General features: G+C 47.8%; 15 protein-coding genes. 8 read left to right on the forward strand and 7 right to left on the reverse strand.

Going from position 1 to position 19,612, the window contains the following annotated elements:
• Positions 1-296: 296 nt before the first annotated feature.
• Positions 297-3,146, reverse strand: a complete 2,850-nt coding sequence (locus ACN6NF_RS13915; protein ID WP_474318215.1) for an alpha-amylase family glycosyl hydrolase — start codon at positions 3,144-3,146, stop codon at positions 297-299.
• A gap of 391 nt (positions 3,147-3,537) precedes the next feature.
• On the opposite strand from ACN6NF_RS13915, the gene ACN6NF_RS13920 reads away from it, so the two are divergent.
• The 7 genes from ACN6NF_RS13920 to hydF all read left to right on the forward strand — a co-directional run bounded on the left by ACN6NF_RS13920 (position 3,538) and on the right by hydF (position 11,877).
• On the forward strand, positions 3,538-4,074 hold the full coding sequence (locus ACN6NF_RS13920; protein ID WP_474318216.1) for a hypothetical protein: 537 nt from the start codon (positions 3,538-3,540) through the stop codon (positions 4,072-4,074).
• Positions 4,075-4,202: 128 nt separating this feature from the next.
• Positions 4,203-6,365: a formate dehydrogenase subunit alpha gene (gene fdhF / locus ACN6NF_RS13925; RefSeq protein ID WP_474318217.1), complete on the forward strand. Its 2,163-nt coding sequence runs from the start codon at positions 4,203-4,205 to the stop codon at positions 6,363-6,365.
• Positions 6,366-6,607: 242 nt separating this feature from the next.
• Positions 6,608-6,991, forward strand: a complete 384-nt coding sequence (locus ACN6NF_RS13930; protein ID WP_474319060.1) for a 4Fe-4S dicluster domain-containing protein — start codon at positions 6,608-6,610, stop codon at positions 6,989-6,991.
• A gap of 68 nt (positions 6,992-7,059) precedes the next feature.
• Positions 7,060-8,526, forward strand: coding sequence for a [FeFe] hydrogenase, group A (locus tag ACN6NF_RS13935; RefSeq protein ID WP_474318219.1), 1,467 nt, complete (start codon positions 7,060-7,062; stop codon positions 8,524-8,526).
• A 70-nt stretch (positions 8,527-8,596) separates the two neighbouring features.
• Positions 8,597-9,187, forward strand: a complete 591-nt coding sequence (locus ACN6NF_RS13940; protein WP_474318220.1) for a 4Fe-4S dicluster domain-containing protein — start codon at positions 8,597-8,599, stop codon at positions 9,185-9,187.
• 1 nt (position 9,188) lies between these two features.
• On the forward strand, positions 9,189-10,637 hold the full coding sequence (locus tag ACN6NF_RS13945) for an aspartate ammonia-lyase (RefSeq protein WP_474318222.1): 1,449 nt from the start codon (positions 9,189-9,191) through the stop codon (positions 10,635-10,637).
• Complete coding sequence (gene hydF / locus ACN6NF_RS13950; protein WP_474318223.1) at positions 10,624-11,877, forward strand: [FeFe] hydrogenase H-cluster maturation GTPase HydF; 1,254 nt, start codon at positions 10,624-10,626, stop codon at positions 11,875-11,877. Before ACN6NF_RS13945 ends, hydF begins: the two co-directional genes overlap by 14 nt.
• A gap of 151 nt (positions 11,878-12,028) precedes the next feature.
• Here hydF and hydG read toward each other — a convergent pair whose 3' ends face one another.
• The 3 genes from hydG to ACN6NF_RS13965 all read right to left on the reverse strand — a co-directional run bounded on the left by hydG (position 12,029) and on the right by ACN6NF_RS13965 (position 16,413).
• A complete protein-coding gene (gene hydG, locus ACN6NF_RS13955) occupies positions 12,029-13,441 on the reverse strand; it encodes a [FeFe] hydrogenase H-cluster radical SAM maturase HydG (RefSeq protein ID WP_474318224.1) in 1,413 nt (470 codons plus the stop codon).
• A gap of 49 nt (positions 13,442-13,490) precedes the next feature.
• Positions 13,491-14,543 carry a [FeFe] hydrogenase H-cluster radical SAM maturase HydE gene (hydE, locus tag ACN6NF_RS13960; protein ID WP_474319061.1) on the reverse strand — a complete coding sequence of 351 codons (1,053 nt, stop codon included), beginning with the start codon at positions 14,541-14,543 and terminating at the stop codon, positions 13,491-13,493.
• A gap of 253 nt (positions 14,544-14,796) precedes the next feature.
• Complete coding sequence (locus ACN6NF_RS13965) at positions 14,797-16,413, reverse strand: alkaline phosphatase (RefSeq protein ID WP_474318225.1); 1,617 nt, start codon at positions 16,411-16,413, stop codon at positions 14,797-14,799.
• A 239-nt stretch (positions 16,414-16,652) separates the two neighbouring features.
• Here ACN6NF_RS13965 and ACN6NF_RS13970 point away from each other — a divergent pair, with 239 nt between their 5' ends.
• Positions 16,653-17,570 carry a LysR family transcriptional regulator gene (locus ACN6NF_RS13970; protein ID WP_017427573.1) on the forward strand — a complete coding sequence of 306 codons (918 nt, stop codon included), beginning with the start codon at positions 16,653-16,655 and terminating at the stop codon, positions 17,568-17,570.
• Between the two features lie 336 nt (positions 17,571-17,906).
• On the opposite strand, the gene ACN6NF_RS13975 is transcribed toward ACN6NF_RS13970, so the two are convergent.
• The 3 genes from ACN6NF_RS13975 to ACN6NF_RS13985 all read right to left on the reverse strand — a co-directional run bounded on the left by ACN6NF_RS13975 (position 17,907) and on the right by ACN6NF_RS13985 (position 19,417).
• On the reverse strand, positions 17,907-18,047 hold the full coding sequence (locus tag ACN6NF_RS13975) for a hypothetical protein (protein WP_474318226.1): 141 nt from the start codon (positions 18,045-18,047) through the stop codon (positions 17,907-17,909).
• 41 nt (positions 18,048-18,088) lie between these two features.
• Positions 18,089-18,925: a hypothetical protein gene (locus ACN6NF_RS13980; protein WP_474318227.1), complete on the reverse strand. Its 837-nt coding sequence runs from the start codon at positions 18,923-18,925 to the stop codon at positions 18,089-18,091.
• Between the two features lie 72 nt (positions 18,926-18,997).
• Positions 18,998-19,417 (reverse strand): hypothetical protein, encoded by a 420-nt coding sequence (locus ACN6NF_RS13985; RefSeq protein ID WP_474318228.1) that lies wholly within the window; start codon positions 19,415-19,417, stop codon positions 18,998-19,000.
• Positions 19,418-19,612: the final 195 nt, after the last annotated feature.

Here is a 19,612-nt window from a genome sequence, read left to right on the forward strand (position 1 = left end):
TTCACCCCTGTGTTTTTCGAACCTAGTGGAGAGAAGCTGTACGGCTCTCTCTTGGATGTCAACAATATACCACGACGTGTCTGATTGGTCTAAGATATGATATCTATAGAAGTGATAGTCTTGACCTATAAGCGCGCTTAAGAAAATATTGAGGCAAGACTAAACACCAAAGGCCGAAGGTTATTTTTCCTTTTGACCTTTGGTATGACTCTATTTTTATATCATTATCGTTTTGCGCTAAAACATTGAGATTGAGTGCATCACCATACCGTACACCGTCAATCTCCGATGACTGCTTACTTCAAATAGGTTCCCGTTTCTCCAATTCCACCACTGCCATTCAAAACATATACCCTTGCATTTCCTTTACCGGAGCAAGTCAAGGTAATTTTGCCATCCGTAACTTTTTTGGAATCACCGGTCACTGCATCCACATAGGTTCCGTTCGGAATTCCGGAAAACGTTGCGTTTCCCGAAATCGTGACCAACGCAAAGCTGTCAATGCCTTTGGCGCTGTCGGTATATCTTCTCTTAAACGCAAGATTACCCGTTACATTTTCTGTAGAATACTGGCCTTTTTGCAAGGCAGGAACAGCTCTTCTAATTAAATTTAGCTGTCTGATATGTTTCGCCAGAGGATGGTTGAGTGATTCCGCAAGCGTGCCAGTAGCATTTGTGTATTTGCCATAATCTTGTACCATAACACTGCCTTCTATGTGATCGCCGTAGTAAGCCCGTCCCGTTTTGCTTAGCGGTGCATTTGGACCCGGATCAATGACTGCCCCCTTTTGAAATTCGATTTCGGAGCCATAGAAGATGGCAGGTATTCCGCGGAAGGTGAACATCAGATCGAGATTCTCGGCCCAAGTATCTTGTGTGCCCGCAAATCTTTGATTTTCCGGAGCCTGGTCGGGCGCATAGTCATGAGAGTCGACATAGGTTACATTCCAGGTGGCATCATTGTAGTATTGATCTCCACTTCTCATATTGAAGGCTTCATGCGCGGTCTTGAACGCCCAATGCATAGGAAAATCTATCACATCCATACCCGATTTCATCGAATAGTCAGGCTTATGATAGGTATTGCCGATTAAGAAAGCATTGTTCGAAGTTGGCTGTCCTGCTGTAGTAGAGTTATCCGCCCACTCTTGTTCAACCGACATTTTATTAGAGGCATAGTCATTTTTCCCATCGCCCGAATACGATTTTGAAGCCTTCCAAGTATAGAATGGCGTTGAAATCGCTGGAATTCCGCTGTTCCAAACATCTCTGTACCGGGTGGCTACTTCTCCAAAAACATAGAAATCCGAGCCGCCTCTTGTCTTCCAGGCAGGAATATAGTATTTATTGAAAATATATCGGCTCACATGCTTCACTGTATCGACACGGAAAGCGTCAACGCCCATGTCTATATAGTGATTGTAGGTATCAATTAAATATTTGTTAACTGCAGGGTTTTCCGTGTTCAAATCCACGCAATCTCCCGCTATCTGACCAGTCTGAACAGTATAGGACTCCCAGGAAAGACTTTTCTCTGTATGGTAAATATTATTATTCGTTTCGGCGGTCTTCATTAAAGCGAGCCTTGCCTGATACTGCTGATCGGGTGTCATGGAATCATAGTTTGACGGCAGCTTATCCGTAGTTTTCACCAAGTTGTTACCAGTATCCGGTTTAGCCGGATCTTTCTTAAACATGGGGTACAGATTCTCTTCACCAAAATTACCGGTATGATTGACGACGATGTCCTGAATAATCTTCAGCCCTTTGGCATGGGCCGCATTGATCAAATCCTGATAAGAAGCTCCCGCCGATTCATACCTTGGGTCTACTTTGGCAAAATTTATAGCATGGTAACCATGATAATCATAACCGCTGGCATTCTGCACAACAGGTGTAATCCAAATGGCACTAAATCCGAGGGCTTTGATATAATCGAGTTTCTGAATCAGCCCCTTAAAATCTCCTCTCCAAGCAGGGTCCGAATCTGGATTACGCGCCTTGGCATCATCCCATGCGTGCACATTGTTGCTTGGATCACCGTCATAGAACCGGGAAGTAATCACGAAGTAAATAGTGTCTTCCCGAAAATCACCTTTGTCTCCAATATTATAAACAAAGCTCTGTTTGGTTTGATTCCCAGCACCGTCTATAACAAGAAATTTTAATGTCGTGGTCTTGGAGATAAGGATGGAGGGTCCGGTCAAGCCGTCCAGTGCGTTACCGAGGAGGTAGACTTTTGAGCTTGTGGTCGGTTCCGTACCATCCTCCGTGTAGTATGCCTTGGTCGTTGCTGCCTTGTTATCTTTCAGGTTGAAGGACACAGTCACAGAGGAACCGGAATGCCCGGCAGGCAAATTCGCTGTGATTGTCGGAGCTTGCAGATCGCTATTCAGGTCTATTACATAATCGAAAGAGGATGCATTACCGGTTTGACCGATTGAATTAACAGCGATGGCCTTGATAGTCAAAGAGGAAGCAACCTGGATTGGAGTGGTATACAAGGTCGAGGAGGTCGTAGGTGTTGAACCGTCTATCGTATAATAAATCTTATCGCCACTGTTGGTGCTGGAAAGCGTTACCGTTTGGGCCGAATCGTATGTTTTCGGCACAGGAGAGATGGAAACGGCCGGAATTTTCGGAGTTTCCGGGTTGGCATCATACCATACGTTATCCGTGTAATACCAGCCCTCTTTCACACTGCGGGACAAGTCGGCCGTCTGTTTGCCACTACCGTCATTAAAGATGAGACTTGAGCCTATCGCCTCGGCAATGGTATAGCTATACCAGTCGTTTCCGTCCGACTTCATCAGAATTCCTGGCCACGCCCCACTAATCGGAACGGTTGCCGGATTCAAGTTCCAGTAATGGATTCGAGTCGCTGAATTCCAGTTTGAAGGCTTCTTAAAGTGAACCGTTAATCCGTTTTGAGTTGCTGTAGGTGTTGCTGTTGGTGCATACGTTGCAGTAACGGTAGAAGTGGCCGATGCTGTTGGCAATGGAAGAGCATTCACTGTGGAATTTGTATAGGTTGCTGTATAATCGGTATTACTGGCCGAAGCACCACCAGATAAACCGAAGAAGTTCAAGCAAAGCGACAATATAATCAACCAAGAAATAAAACTCCCTGTTTTTTTTCTTAGCAAGTTAACACCCTCCTGATAAAATTTAGTGGGTAGATCGTGCAACCGGTTGCATAAAAATAAAAAAAAAGAAAGACACTTATTTGGATAAAATGAATCCATTGATCGCCTCCTCCGTGTTATGTAAGGAAAACAACTATTGTACGCGCTTACAAAAATAGCACTTAGAAAAGCCCATTTAAATAAGGCTCAATAAGACCCAATGATTTTTCCTTTTTTGATTATATCATCCATACTTTTCCTCGGTCAATGTATTTGCTAGTGTGTAGATTTCCTCTCATCATAATCAACTCTTTTTGAAAACCAATGGCTGCTTTTCCAGAACTCCCCTGCTCGCTAAATTCCCAGCATACCTATCTCCAATCTAAACTATGTAAAATTTTGGTTAGGTGTAATGAATTTCACATCTTTCCGGGTCAACCTGTTCTACCATAGAAGAGTGATACGCCGTGCTGGGCAGACCATTTTGGTCGGGACGTCTACTTCCTGTTCTAAATTAGCTACAGAGGCTGTCTGGCATGTGCGGCAAGTACGCCTTTATTTTGATTCGAAGCGGAGTGTCCAGATGTTGAATACCGAATTGGAATACCGTGAGCGCATCAGGAAGCTGGCCGTATGTATTGTCAAGCATTACCGAGGAAAAGGACCGGACAACGTTAAGGTTTCTCTGAACTCACCACTCCGAGTTACAGTAGAGATCCAGGGTACTTTGTCTAATCTGTCCGAAATTCTCGTTCATGAAGGCGCTGTGGAAAAGGTCAGTGATTACTGGAATGTCCTTCGTCCTTATCTGGAAAAGGAGTTTATGAGGGAAGCCGAAAAAACACTTGGCAGTCCCTTCAACTACACTTGGGAGGTCTGCCCCTCCGTCCATGGAGACGGACATATTATCATTACTCTTGAACTACAACACATACCCCGGTTGGATTAGCGGGAAGGAGATTAGCTCCTCGCTCGCGGATAAGCCAGTACAGGATGCAGCGTAAAGCGGCATTTTTGTATTGGCTTTTTTTATGTTACGAGTTTCATCTATTTCATATAAAAAGAGGTGCTGCACACATGGCAGACAAGGTATTAACAGTATGTCCCTACTGCGGAAGCGGTTGTCAGCTTCATTTGCTAGTAGACAAAGGACAGGTAATTGGCGCAGAGCCGGCTAATGGTCGTACAAATGAAGGAACATTGTGTCTGAAAGGACATTATGGGTGGGATTTTCTGAATGATCCACAGATTCTGACTGCACGCTTGCGCAAGCCGATGATTCGCAAAAACGGGGTCATGGAGGAAGTGGAATGGAATGAAGCCATTCAGTATACTGCCGAAAGACTGTCAGCAATTAAGGAAAAGTATGGACCTGACTCTATCATGGGGACGGGCTCCGCGCGCGGTCCGGGAAATGAAGCCAATTATGTCATGCAAAAGTTCATGCGGGCAGTCATTGGCACCAACAATATTGATCATTGCGCTCGTGTATGCCACGGCCCTTCTGTAGCAGGTTTGACTTACTCGCTCGGGGATGGAGCTATGTCCAACTCTATTCCTGAAATTGAACACTCTGATCTCATTTTCGTATTTGGATACAACGCACCCGAAACGCATCCAATCGTCGCAAGACGCATTGTAGCTGCCAAGCAAAGAGGTGCCAAAATTATTGTTTGTGATCCACGCATGACTGAAACTGGACGCATTTCAGATATGTGGCTACCTCTAAAAGGCGGCTCGAACATGGCTTTGGTGAACGCTTTTGGTCATGTGCTAGTGCATGAAGGGCTGTACGACAAAAGATATGTGGAAGCAAATACAGAGGGCTTTGCCGAATACGTAGATAGCATTAAAAAATATACGCCCGAATATGCAGAAGGCATCACAGGTGTCAAGGCGGCTGACATTCGGGCGGCTATGCGGGAATATGCCAAAGCCCCTACCGCTACAATTCTGTACGGAATGGGCGTATGCCAATTTTCACAGGCAGTTGATGTGGTAAAAGGGCTCGCTTCCCTTGCCCTACTGACCGGAAATCTGGGCAAGCCGAATGTAGGCATTGGACCTGTACGTGGACAAAACAATGTTCAGGGGTCCTGCGACATGGGTGCATTACCCAATGTGTATCCTGGTTATCAGGATGTCACCGACACTGCAGTTCGCAAAAAGTTTGAAAAAGCATGGGGTGTTGAGCTGCCGCGTAAGAAAGGATATTCACTTACGGAGGTACCGCATCTCATCCTAAAAGAGAACAAGCTGAAGGCTTATTATATTTTCGGCGAAGACCCTGTACAAAGTGATCCGAACGCTGCCGAGCTGCGTGAAGCACTGGAAAAATTGGAATTTGTCGTAGTGCAGGATATTTTCATGAACAAAACGGCGCTGCATGCGGATGTCATCCTCCCTTCTACCTCTTGGGGCGAGCATGACGGGGTGTATTCTTCGGCAGATCGAGGCTTTCAGCGTATCCGTAAGGCCGTCGATCCGCAGGGTGATGTAAAGCCTGACTGGGCCATTATTAGTGAGGTTGCTACCGCCATGGGCTACCCTATGTCCTATGCGAATACAGAGGAAATCTGGGATGAAATGCGGAGCCTCAGTCCTCTATTCGCTGGTGCAAGCTACCAGAAAATGGAGGAACAAGGCGGCGTACAATGGCCATGTCCTACAGAGGATCATCCAGGTACACCATATTTGTACAAAGGCAATCAATTTTCCACACCTAGTGGTAAAGGTCGATTATTCGCCTGCGAATGGCGCCCGCCGCAAGAACAGCCGGATGCGCAATTCCCGCTTGTCTTATCTACAGTCCGTGAGGTAGGTCATTACTCCGTGCGTACTATGACTGGCAACTGCCGTGCATTGCGCCAGTTGTCTGATGAGCCTGGATTTATTCAGATTAGCCCAGAAGACGGAGCAGATCTGAATATTTTGGATGGCGAAATTGTTGCCATCTCCTCCCGTCGGGGACGCATCATGGCGCGGGCACAAATCAGTGACCGTGTGCAACAAGGTGCGACCTACATGACCTATCACTGGTGGGTCGGAGCATGTAACGAGTTGACCGCCGATTTTCTCGATCCGGTATCCAAAACCCCAGAATTGAAATACTGCGCCATCCGGTTGGAACGGATTGCCGACCAAGCGCAGGCTGAACGTGATGTGCATGAATCGTACCAAAAGATTCGCAGACAGATGAACGTCCAGGAAGCCGTTCTAGCTGACAAGGTGACAAGATGAGCGGCGCACGAAACACGTTAAACCGTTCAACGAGCAGAATGGGTTCAGCCAATAGAACAAGTGCTGTTGCCTCCTCTTTCGTTGTTGCGGATGGCGGGCAATGTATTGGCTGCAAAGCCTGTGAACTGGCGTGTTTTGCCGTTCACGGTCAGGCGAGCGGCGTAGGCGCTTCGGTCGGAACCGTCAGCGTGCCTGTGGTGCCCAAGGTGTATGTGGTGCGAGCTGGGGATACGTATGTGCCGGTGCAATGCCGGCATTGTGAGAATGCCCCCTGTGCACATGCCTGTCCGGTGCAGGCCATTCGTCAGGAAGACGGCGTAGTCATGATTGATGAGGAACGATGCATCGGCTGCACCTCCTGTGTTTTGGCCTGCCCCTTCGGGGCAATCGAGGTGTCTCCGGTCTATCGAGCCGGGCACGTTATCACGCAGTCCGGCCTGACTCACCGTGCAAATCGAACCGCGCTTCCCCGCACTGCGGCAAGCAAATGCGATCTGTGCGCGGAAACAGAGAACAGACAGCCTGCTTGTGTAGAAGCCTGTCCAAATCATGTGCTACGGCTGGCCAATGGTATATCCGACTCGCCTCCAGAGCCTCGGCGGGAAGTCTTTTTCCCACGCCTGTAAGGTCAAAATCAGCCGCAGAAAGGTAGAAAAACATGTCAACAACAGACAAGATCTCTTCGCCTCCTTGTATGAGGACGTCTGATTCTACAGACCCCGTCATTCATATTGACCCAACACTCTGCACTGGATGCAGACGCTGTGCGGGTGTTTGTCCGGTAGATGCCATAGAGGGACTGCCTGGAGAACCTCAAACCGTGAACGCAGACCGCTGTGTTATTTGCGGTCAATGTGTACAAATATGCAGCGTGTACGCCTCAGATTGGGCAGATTCATCTCCACAGGCAGCCGCTATCAGACGACAGGAACGTATACGTGAACGCGATATGCCTGCCGACTTCGGCGAACCGCTATTTGCTGCCTATTACAGCTATAACCTGAATAAGGTAGCTGACATGATGAAGAAGCCAGGGCAGCTTCGAATCGTTCAGTGCGCCCCAGCCATTCGCGTGTCACTCGCAGAGGAATTTGGTATGCCGTTTGGTACCCTGACGCCCGGCAAAATGGCCGCTGCCCTTCGTCGCCTCGGTTTTGATCGAGTATATGACACGAATTTCGGAGCTGATGTAACCATCATGGAAGAAGGCACTGAGCTGATTCGCCGCGTAACCCAAGGTGGACCGTTACCGATGTTCACATCCTGCTGTCCAGCTTGGGTCCGTTTTGCCGAGATTGAATACCCTGATCTGCTAGACCATCTATCCAGCTGCAAATCGCCAATGCAAATGGTGGGAGCGCTGATCAAGACTTATGGTGCACAGCTGGATGAAGTGGAACCTGCGAATATTTATAGTGTCGCGATCATGCCATGTACCTGTAAACAATTTGAATGCGATCGTCCCGAAATGGAATCCGACGGTTATCGTGATGTGGATGAGGTGCTGACCACGCGTGAGCTTGCATACTGGATCAAGCAGCGCGGCATTGATTTTATGAACCTGCCTGATGAAGAATTTGATGCACCGCTAGGACAATATTCAGGAGCAGGTACTATTTTTGGGGTAACTGGGGGAGTTATGGAAGCTGCCATCCGCACAGGCTATGAACTGCTGACGAATGAGAAGCTACCAAAGCTCCAGCTGGATTTTGTCCGTGGCGAGGAAGGCATTCGAGTAGCAGAGGTACAGGTAGGCGAGCTACAGCTAAAGGTAGCGGTCGTCGCTGGACTCCAGCATGCCTACCAACTCCTGGATCGTGTGCAGGCGGGTGAATGTGATTATCATTTTATTGAGGTTATGGGCTGTCCAGCCGGATGTATCAGCGGAGGCGGGCAACCCAAGCTCATGTTGGAGAAACAAAAAATCGAGGCCTATCGTGCACGTAAATCGTCCATCTATGGACACGATGCTGCATCTCAGGTGCGCAAATCGCATGAGAACCCTTTTATCATCAAGCTGTACGATGAATTTCTGGGTGAGCCGCTAGGTCATGTATCGCACCATCTGCTGCACACGACCTTTCATAAGCGTGGACCCGGCAAGCAAAGCCGCAGCAATGATATGTCCGTCAAAGGACATAACGATTATCCCATTCATTAGTACGCTCAATATATAAGTATGATCATTAGAAATTATAATTTGCCGTTAGTTAGAGAGGAGTCGAGTTAGTATGAATCGCTTTGTTTTAGCTGATCCCGATCAGTGTATCGGCTGTCGCACCTGTGAAATCGCCTGTGTTATCGCACATTCGCCGGAGAACCCTTTTATCTCGCCAGATGACGAGTTTCATTTTCACCCTCGCCTACAGGTGATCAAATCATTTGGAGTCACTGCACCTGTTCAGTGTCGTCACTGTGAGGATGCTCCATGTGCTAATGCCTGTCCGAACGGCTCCATTACGAACGCAGACGGCTGCATTCTTATTAATAGCGAAAGCTGCATTGGCTGTAAGACCTGTATGATCGCCTGTCCTTACGGCGCGATTACCATGGTGCCTCAATACAAAGATGGGCAGCCGGTCGTGCAAGACGGACTGTACACTAATATGTCGGGTCGTTTGCAACCCAAAGAACGCATGATTGCCAGCAAATGTGATTTGTGCGAAGGTGTCGACGGCGGACCAGCCTGCATTGGAAAATGTCCAACACAAGCTCTCAAGCTGGTCGAACCAGATCTGGTTCATGCCCGGGTTGAGGAAAAACGTGCTGCAAGTGCACGTCAGCTGCTGCATATGACACGCATTCCGGCTACGGGTCTATGACATGACTCCATCTTCTCCTCTGGTCAAAGTTATGCGGACCGAACGGGATGCACTAGGAGACATGGAAATTCCTATGGATGCCTTGTACGGTATTCATACCGCACGTGCGATGAACAATTTTGCAGTCAGCGGCAGGCCCGTGAACAGAAATCTGATCCACGCTCTTGTGTTGGTAAAAAAAACCGCCGCTCAAGTGAATGGTGAGCAGGAACGATTACCTGCCCACCGGGTCTCTGCCATTGTAAATGCCTGTGATGAATTACTCGCAGGGCGATATCAAGATATGTTTACCGTGGATGCCATGCAAGGCGGCGCAGGCACCAGTACCCATATGAATGTAAATGAGGTCATTGCTAATTTGGCCATTGTACAGCTAGGGGGGCAGCCAGGACAATATGAGCTTGTACATCCTCTGGATGATGTGAACTGCTGCCAGTCTACGAATGATGTCTATCCGACGGCGCTACGAATTGCAGCGATACGCCTGCTGCGTCCTTTATGTGACACGATGTCTTCGTTACAAAATGCTTTACAGCAAAAAGAAATAGAATATGCCGACCTGCTCAAGCTAGGTCGCACACAGCTAATGGATGCCCTGCCTATGATGGCTGGGCAAGGCTTTGGCGCCTACGCAAAAGCTATAGGGCGTGACCGTTGGCGCCTCTATAAAGCCGAAGAGAGGCTACGAGAAATCCCTATTGGAGGTACGGCGATTGGCACAGGTATGAATGCGCCTCGGGCTTATAGCTACCGAATGGTCGAAAAGCTGGCGGACGAGACTGGATTAGGGCTATGCCGTAGCGACCACCCCATGGACCCCATTCAAAATATGGATGTCTTCGTCGAGGTATCGGGTCTACTTAAATCCGCCGCCGTAAATCTGCTCAAAATATCTGGCGATTTTCGTCTGCTAGCCTCTGGTCCTTTCGGTGGTATCGGTGAATACATGCTACCTCCGGTCCAAGCTGGTTCCTCTATTATGCCTGGCAAGGTCAATCCGGTGATGGCAGAAATGGCCGGATTGACAGCGATGCGCGTGATGGCCGAAGATGCCGCTATCACGATGGCTGCTGCCTCCGGACAGCTGGAGCTGAACGCGTTCCTGCCGTTGATTGCCGAATCGCTGCTGGAATCGCTACACATTCTCACCAATGCTGTTCAACTGTTCGAGGAACGGTGTGTGCGCGGTTTGATCGTACAGGAGGAACGCTGCTCTGCTAATCTGCGGAGCTCAGCTGTCATGGCTTCCGCACTGGTCGCGGAGCTTGGCTATGATGAAGCTGCTTCCATTGCATCAGCAGCCATTGCACAGGGTCGCACACCAGAGGATATTGCTGAGGATCGCGGTCAGCTGACCCGTGCGCGTATTGACCAATTGTGCCATCCCTATACTGTAACCAAGCCCGGAATTCCGGGGCAGGAAGAAGGAACTCACCATGGGAATGAATGATACTCCGCGAAGTAACCGACCACATATCGTCCTGCTAGGTCGCCGAAATGCAGGCAAATCCAGCATTCTGAACACCTTGACCGGCCAGCCCGCCGCTGTGGTATCTCCTGTAGGAGGAACGACTACGGACCCCGTTTTCAAACCGATGGAGCTACTTCCTGCGGGTCCCATTGTTCTGGTGGATACCGCCGGACTGGACGATGAGGGTGAGATCGGGGAGCTGCGCCGCAACAAAACGCTAGAAATACTTAATAGTACAGACTTGGCTCTGCTGGTCATCGACGCCACTGTTGGCGTCGGACCATTCGAGCACGAGCTGCTCGAAAAGCTACGCACTAAAAAGATTCCTGTCATTGGGGTACTAAATAAAATAGATGCCCTTGCTGAATCAGATCCAATGGTTACAATCCTGGAGACCGAATTGAATCTCGCCCTGATTCCTTTCAGTGCATCTATGCTCCAGGGGGACACAGAACTGAAAAAGGCCATCACGAATACACTCCCCCAAAACGAAGATCGCTTCCGTATCGTAGGTGACCTATTGTCACCCGGCGATCTGGTCGTGCTGGTGGTTCCCATCGATAAAGCGGCACCAAAGGGGCGATTGATTCTGCCGCAGCAGCAAACGATCCGTGATACGCTAGAGAGCGATGCCATCGCTGTAGTGACCAAAGAGCATGAGCTACGCTTGACGCTGGAGCGACTGGGACGCAAGCCTCGCCTGGTCATTACCGATTCACAGGTCTTTATGAAAGTCGCGGCCGACACGCCCAAGGATGTACCTCTTACCTCTTTCTCCATTTTGTTTGCCCGTCATAAAGGCGATCTGGACGAACTGGTGCGAGGGGCAAGAGCCATTGATCGTCTCAAGGATGGAGACCGTGTACTCATTGCCGAAGCCTGTACTCACCAATGCCAATCTGACGATATTGGTCGAGTGAAAATTCCACGTTGGCTCCGTCAAACGATAGGCAAACGCCTCATTATCGAGCATGCATCCGGCTCCAGCTTTCCTGATGATTTGAGTGAATATGCATTGGTTATTCATTGCGGTGCCTGTATGCTCAATCGGCGTACGATGCTTCACCGAATGTCTGAAACGAAAGCTGCAGGGGTGCCGATTGTGAACTATGGTGTGTTCATCGCTTATGTCCAGGGGGTTTTCCCCCGTGCTATTGAATGCTTTCCATCTGCTATGCTGGCCTGGGAGCAAGCCGCTGAAGCAGGAAGTTATTCTTAAAATCTCGTCATTAATATTCTTTTCTCTAGACATACAAAAGCAGCCGCGCTGATTCCAACGCGACTGCTTTTGTATTTTCGGATGCTATTATTATAAATAATAAGAATTATCATAGCGTAACATGAAAGGATACCGTCAATAATATAAATTGCTAAAAATACAAATCACGCTCGCCTGCTTCCAATCGTTCAAGTCTGTCAAGCGTCAAACGGCGCGTCGATTCACGTGGTATACGCTCCAGATTTTCTCGCAGAGCAGCAGCTCCCAGCTCACGTGCCTCCTCATCCCCATAATCCAGTAGATATTCTTGGAAGGTCAGTAGAGAATTCGGCTGGCACACATTATGAATTTGGCCGGATTTGGCAAGTTCCATGAAGCGATCTCCAGTTCGTCCCTCACGGTAGCAAGCTGTGCAGTAGCTTGGCATATATCCGCCACGGCACAAACTCTTAATAATTTCCGATGGGGAGCGATGGTCTCCCACCTCAAATTGAGGCTTATCTTCTGTCTCCTGTTTTGCATAGGCGCCTACGCCTGTAGCTGATCCAGCACTAATCTGTGACACGCCTAAACCAATGACACGGTCTCTATATTCCGGCTCCTCGCGTGTAGACAGGATCATCCCAGCATAAGGGACAGCCAGTCGAAGGACGGATACAATTTTCATAAAATCATCATCGTTGACCAGGTACGGATATCGCTCCAGGTCTACATTTTCAGCCGGACGCAAGCGTGGAACCGAGACCGTGTGAGGCCCACAGCCAAAGACTTCTTCCAAGTGCTCGGCGTGTTTCAGCATGGCTACAGTTTCATAGCGGAAATCATACAGGCCGTACAGCACACCGATCCCCACATCATCTATTCCTGCACGCATGGCTCGATCCATTGCGGTGGTGTGCCAATCAAAGTCCCGTTTTGGTCCTTGTAAGTGAAATTTGCGATAGCTTTCTCGGTGATACGTTTCCTGAAATAGAATATACGTTCCAATACCCACCTCTGCCAACTTCCGATAGTCCTCTTCGGTTGTGGATGCAATATTCACGTTGATCCGCCGAATGCTGCCATTATCTACTTTGACCTCATAGATCTGGCGTAGACAATCGACGATATAGTCAATGGGACAATGGACTGGATCTTCCCCCGCTTCCAGTACGAGCCGTTTGTGTCCCAGTTCTTGAAGTACTCTGACCTCCTCCACCAATTCCTCCGGGGTCAGGCGGCTACGCGTAAAGCTATCATTGGTATGCTTATACCCACAATATTCGCAGTTATTAACGCAGTGATTGCTTACATATAAAGGAGCAAACAGCACAATCCGGTTGCCATAAATCTGCTCTTTGACTGCCCGCGAAGATTTGAACATCTCTTCCAATAATTCAGGATCATCTACATGCAAAAGAGCCGCCGCTTCACTTGCATTCAGCCCGCGGCAGGCTCTACCCTTTTCCAAAATTTCCAAAATACGTTGTCGATTTGTTGCCTCTTGTTTCCCCTGCTCCACTGCGGCCATAATCTCTGCTTCATTAATAAAATCTGCCGACACTTTCTCCCGTACTCCACTCACGTATACCCATCTCCTTATTTATGGTTACTGCAATGTTTCCGTCACGTTCTCACACGGTCCCCTGTCTCATAAGCTGTCGTTGCACTCTCAAACTATCGCCGCGCCCCATATCGACTTCAAATCCCGCTCCACGGATTCGCAGCTCCAAGCAATGTCTACATTGGGCAGACTCATCGCCCAAACATATTTTATTCTCATAAATCGCATACTTGGGCCTCACCGCCAGTGGCGACAAATTAGGCATCACCACATTCGCTCCCGCCTGAAGCGCCTTCTCCCTTCCCTGGGGATGAATCGTTCCCATGGCCGTAGATGCCGGAATAAGCGCATCTGGAACGACCAATCGGGATAATGAAATGATATCAAGTGCTTTTTCCATGCTCCCCTGCCTGGCCTCACGAAGCGGCGTATTGCTATGTGGTAAAAAAGGACCAATCCCGATCATATCTGGCGACAGGCTGTGCAAATAGACCAAATCGTCTGCTAATTCACTGTTCGTTTGTCCCGGCAATCCCACCATACATCCAGCCCCAATCTGAAAGCCGATCCGTTGCAAAGCCAGCAGCCGGCTACGCCTGCTTTCGATCGTCATCGTCGGATGCAGCTTGGCGTACAAACTGGGTGAAGCTGTCTCATGCCGGAGCAAAAAACGGTCCGCGCCCGCCTCGTATAGTTGCTCGTAAGTTTCGTCATCCCGTTCACCTATGGACAATGTAACCGCCACATCTGCAAAACGGCTTTTAATTTCCCGAATTAGTTTCGTCAGCCGGGCAGCCGTAAACCAGTAATCTTCCCCACTTTGCAAAACAAAGGTCCGATAACCCAGTTCATACCCCTCCGCGCAGCAGGCCAGAATTTCTTCCGGCTGCAAACGGTAACGGTCTGCCTGTTTATTCGAAGCACGCAGCCCACAGTACATGCAATCCTGACGACATATACTTGAGAATTCAATTAATCCTCGTAAAAAAACACCTTTGCCATAACGCTCCAATTTGGTACGAGCTGCCAGTTGACGCAGTTGTGCTCGTAGCGTCGGCTCACTATCCAGACGTGTCAGCAGCTCCGTCATTTCCGTATGCGTCCATTCCTTGCCATCAGCCAGACGCAGTAATAATTCGTCCGTGACTCATCCCTTCTTCCCTCGTCCATCCGGACTTTACATCATCAGCGGCTTATATCGTACATGTATTATTCTAGCAACATCAGAGAGAATATAACGTGACTAGTTTCACAAAAAATCCCATTTTCTGAAAACTAATTTCATTCTCGACTTAAAAACTACACATTCATCTCTACACAAAAAAAGCTGCCTCCTCCCTTATGGAAGAAACAGCTTCTCTCGATGGTTCTGCTTATCACTGAATCAAATCAATCGCCTGCTGGGGTACAAAATAATCAACACCGTTAAATACAACTACACCATTGAGCGTAGAATTTTTACCATTCAGTGTAGCAATATTTTTGTATACTGGAAGCTCCAGCTTGTTACTGCCTTTGGTCACCGTAATGACTTTCGTGTCCGCAGTAAACTTGGCTCCTTTAGCTTCAAAAGCGGCTTTTGCAGGAACAAACAGTTGCTTGCTGACTGTATCCAAATCCAGTCCAAGTACACGTGTCATATACTTATTTACATCTGTATTGTCGATGACACCGGATGGACGGTCTCCGTTCGGCGCATACGTGTACAACACGACATCGCCTCCTGTGTGTCCACCTGTAGTCCAGCCAATATTGGCGCGTTTGCTAATAATCGGTCCGACGGCATAGTTCATGCTGCCTTCTTTGGCATCTTTAATTGTATTTACTTCTTCGTCTGTCAGATCGGTGATGCCAAAATACGTGGAAAGCACCTCTTTAATATTGCTGCGATCTGCATTCAGCTTGGCTTCCAAGCCTTCACCCGTCAGCTTTGCTTTTTTCAATGGGTCTATAAAAGAAGCTAAAGGCGTTTTATCATAATTGCTAGTTGTATCACTGCTACCAATCGTCAATCCACCGTTTCCGTGGTCTGTCACTGCTACGACGACAGTATTTTGGTTTTGCTTGGCGTAATCAAGAGCAACCTTCACTGCATCGTCAAATGAAAGCACGTCACTAATAATTCCCGTTGGATCATTAGCATGTGCAGCCCAATCCACTTTACTGCCCTCTACCATTAAGAAAAAGCCTTTATCATTTTTGGATAACACATCAATGGCTTTTGTTGTCATTTCTGCCAGACTAGGTTCCTTCGATGCATCGCGATCCAGGTCATATGCAAGGGCTTCGGGAGAAAAGCTGCCCCAGAGCTTGCTGGAGGTCGAATTTTTCATCCCTTCAGGTGTTGTGACAAAATCATAGCCCTGGTCTTTAATTTGAGCAATTAAATCTTGGCCGTCCTTACGCCCTGCTGGCTCCAAAAACTTGCCGCCTCCACCTAACACAACGTCAACTCCGTTGTAGGCTTGTTGCATGCTGAGTGCATCATAATTCTTGCGGTCAGGATAATGTGCGGTAAAATCAGCTGGTGTCGCATGCATAATCTCCGAAGTAGCAATAATTCCGGTCGATTTCCCTGCTAGCTTGGAAGCCTCCAGAATGGAAGCTACAGGCTTTTTGGCATCACCCGCTGCGATTGGTTGTTGTCCAGGCATCGTTGCTTCATCTGGAAGAACGCCTACATACCCAGTATGTGATTTATGTCCTGTAGCAAAAGCTGTACCCGCCGGAGCAGAATCGGCAATTGGTGCATCCGCAGAGTGTGTACGCACCATGCCGCTTGCCATGCTGTCTAACGTTAAGGATGATCCTTTGTACCATCTAGCCAGTGCAGTAGCGTCATTAGCCATACCGTCTGGAATCAGAATAATTACATTTTTAATTGACGTGTCTTTCTCGACTGCCATCGCTGTCCCGCCGCTTACAGTTAGCATCATCGTCGCTACGAGTGCAGCCACCGATTTTTTCGTATGTATCCCCCAACATTTTAGCATTCATTTTCCTCCCAGACCTTTTTTTGTACAACCAGAACTAAGATTAATTATGTTTTATCAGGAGAATGTTAAGAGAATTAATTATCTATATTAAAAGACTCTATTTCTGAAAAAACGCTTCATCTATATAAAACTTATGACACATGAGATTTGTTAAGATTGGGCATTTAATTTTATTATTGTATAATCAGTCTATGATGTAATAGGAAAAGCTTATAAGATAAGGAGCATGAAATTCAATGGAATTCAGACAGCTTCAATACACCCTGCAAATTGCAGCGGAAAAAAACTTCTCCCGCGCAGCAGAAAAACTGCATATTGCTCAGCCCTCATTGAGCCAGCAATTATCCAAACTGGAAAAAGAGCTTGGGGTGCTGTTATTTCAACGCAACACCAGCACGGTGGAATTAACACATGCCGGAGCAAGCTTTGTGGAAAAGGCAAAAAAAATAGTCGACGCGGTGGAGCAGCTCCGACAAGAAATGGACGATATCTCTCAGCTGAGAAAAGGGAAGGTCGTCGTTGGCAGTATGCCTATCACGGGCTCCCATTTGCTGCCGCATGTGCTTCCTGTATTCAAGAGGGCTCATCCAGACATTGAAATCGTGTTAGTCGAAGATTCATCCATGAATCTGGAGAAAAAAACGGCAAGTGGCGATACAGATCTCAGCCTGCTCTCTCTTCCCCTAGTAGAACCTACACTTTCTTATGTACCCATCGGTGAAGAGTGGATTGATCTTGCTGTTCCTCCGGGTCATCCTCTAGCCCTGCGTAAAAACGGTAACCAGCCGCAGCCAGTGCACATGGAAGAACTTAAAGACGAGCCTTTTGTCGTCCTGAAAAAAGGGCAAGGCTTTCGCAAGCTGACGATGGATCTGTGTCATCAGGCAGGCTTTGAACCCAATGTGGTGTTTGAAAGCACCAATATGGAGACACTCCAATCGCTCGTAGCGACAGGTATGGGAGTGACACTCGTTCCCCGTTTTATCGCCCGGGCCGCCAGCAGCGAGTTTGTTCCAGCATTGCTGCCACTAGCCGAACCTACCCCCAGCCGTACTCTGGCGATTGCTTACCGGAACGGACGTTATTTGTCTAAAGCTGCCGAAGCTTTTATTGATACCTTCCGAGAAACGGTCAAGCAACTTTCTCAAAAGTAGCATCGAACGTGAAAAGGACCGTCTTCCTCCCCAGCCCAAGCCAGAGAAGAAGACGGTCCTGGGGCTTCGCCCCTATACTTTCAATACTGCATTTAGATCACGGGTTCGATTACACTGTTGCGATTGCTTCCCTTTGTCTTCAACGAACCACATTTCATGTTCATTTGAAATTCATGTCAGCCTCGCCTGATTACTCTACGCTTGCTCGGAAACTCCACTTTATCCATCCCGCATCACTTCTTTCCTTAAGGTCTCTAGTCTTGGTATCCAAGAATGTCCTACCTCAGTTCCAATGTGCTGTGTGATCCCAAAGTGTCTGTCCTCGCCTTGTTGTGATCAGGGTCTCCCTAGATGCGGTGGACTTTTGTCCTGATCATAGCCCATTTCATAGTTGTTTCCGACAACCTGTCTATTTAAGCCTTTCGGCCGTGACAGGCCATCCCTATTCGCCAGTTCGGATCTACTTTGGTTATCCATCGTTATCAACCTCCTGGTGTCGGGATACTATTATAATACACCTATAGGCTGTATCTGAAACAGGCGGAACAATTTTTTTTTCGGGAAGAACCAAAAGCTTGCTGCACGTCAGCTTCACTCACTTGTGTCTTAAAAACCAGTTTCGAAGGATCTTGAGGCGAATATATAACCTCTATAATACTTCCCTGCTGCAGTTTGGATAGTTGGGAAGAGAAAACATCCTTTTGCGTGGTTACATTAAATGTCTCGCCGTTGCTTTTCGTTACTGTCAGTGTAAACTGAAGCTTGATTTTATTGGGCCCCGCTTCCCCCGTGGGTGTGACATCCATTATCTTTGCATAGGCCTGCTCACCGGTTTTGGCAATTTCCATCAGCTCAGGCGATACGCCCTGCTTGACCATCTGCTCATTCATTAACGCTTGCAAATCCATTTGCGACACCTGACCTTTCAGGTCAAGACCTACCTTCATTTTATCTTTCTCAGATACGATCAACGGAATGATCGAGCCCGGCTGAAATTGAGCCATGGAGGTCAAAGGAATAATCGTTGTCAAAGCAGTATCATATTTATCTTCACCCTGTTTGGTTACGGTCAACCCGAGCTTTACCTGCGGCTGATTGTTTACATAAGTCCCTGTTTGTTGAACACTTGTAATGATTCCAACCCCCGGAACACCCTTCTTGACTTTACCGCCACCAAAAAACAAACCTAAAATACCCGGTAGAAATATAAGCGCAAAGCCTGTGTAAATTAACGGTCGATACCACGGAGCATCCATAATCAAAAATGGATCATTCCATAAATATTCAGCCAGAAAAGGCGAAAATCCTACGCCAAACACCAGAAGTACCCCGATCAAACTCAAAAATCCTTTCATTCTTCAAAACCCCTTTTTCAATCATTTATTTAAAAATGTGCTCACAAGAATGGTGAAAGGCCCGCCAATCATTTACGCTGTCACCAGCCCCATATAAATCAGCTCTGATGGATTTACCGGATTGCTACCCAGACCCACCACATCTCCAGGTCGCGGAATTTGCAGCTTAGATACGAGCGTTTCCAGCGTTTTTTGGTACCGATTGCCGCTAACTTCCGTCACATCTAGTACAAGCACCACAATCGGATCAAAATTCACGAGCTTCCCGGTATCTGTTACCGATATCACAACCGCAGTCGCTGCCATCGACAATCCGCCGTTAGCCGCCGTTTGGGCTTGTCTTGCCGAGTTTAAGCTCTGATTGATCTGTTCCCGATGCTCTTTGGGGACCAGACCTTTCATAAATAATCCAGATAAGCCCTTATTCATCAGTTGATCTGCATGTTCTATCGCATCCTGTTGTTTTTTCTTCTTACCGAAAAAGTTCATCATGTGGTTGCACCTCATATTTTGTATTGTTGTACCTTATGAATCCAGTATAAAAGACAGTATCCGGCATCACAATACGTTTTGGCGCATACAAAAAAACCGAAAGAACAGCAGCTTTAAACTGTTTTTTGTCGGTTTAGTTTTGAGCTTTGGGGCGGTTTGCACAAAATTTTGCGCACTTCAGAGCATTCATTTGCA

Source organism: Paenibacillus sp. TSM33, from assembly GCF_056099025.1.

Excerpts from the sequence above, each read along its gene's own strand:
- ACN6NF_RS13965 (WP_474318225.1), bottom strand. The coding sequence starts at position 16,413 with ATGCTAAAATGTTGGGGGATACATACGAAAAAATCGGTGGCTGCACTC.
- ACN6NF_RS13940 (WP_474318220.1), top strand. The coding sequence starts at position 8,597 with ATGAATCGCTTTGTTTTAGCTGATCCCGATCAGTGTATCGGCTGTCGC.
- ACN6NF_RS13945 (WP_474318222.1), top strand. The coding sequence starts at position 9,189 with ATGACTCCATCTTCTCCTCTGGTCAAAGTTATGCGGACCGAACGGGAT.
- ACN6NF_RS13935 (WP_474318219.1), top strand. The coding sequence starts at position 7,060 with ATGAGGACGTCTGATTCTACAGACCCCGTCATTCATATTGACCCAACA.
- ACN6NF_RS13975 (WP_474318226.1), bottom strand. The coding sequence starts at position 18,047 with ATGGATAACCAAAGTAGATCCGAACTGGCGAATAGGGATGGCCTGTCA.
- ACN6NF_RS13985 (WP_474318228.1), bottom strand. The coding sequence starts at position 19,417 with ATGATGAACTTTTTCGGTAAGAAGAAAAAACAACAGGATGCGATAGAA.
- fdhF (WP_474318217.1), top strand. The coding sequence starts at position 4,203 with ATGGCAGACAAGGTATTAACAGTATGTCCCTACTGCGGAAGCGGTTGT.
- ACN6NF_RS13970 (WP_017427573.1), top strand. The coding sequence starts at position 16,653 with ATGGAATTCAGACAGCTTCAATACACCCTGCAAATTGCAGCGGAAAAA.
- ACN6NF_RS13980 (WP_474318227.1), bottom strand. The coding sequence starts at position 18,925 with ATGAAAGGATTTTTGAGTTTGATCGGGGTACTTCTGGTGTTTGGCGTA.
- hydF (WP_474318223.1), top strand. The coding sequence starts at position 10,624 with ATGGGAATGAATGATACTCCGCGAAGTAACCGACCACATATCGTCCTG.
- ACN6NF_RS13920 (WP_474318216.1), top strand. The coding sequence starts at position 3,538 with ATGAATTTCACATCTTTCCGGGTCAACCTGTTCTACCATAGAAGAGTG.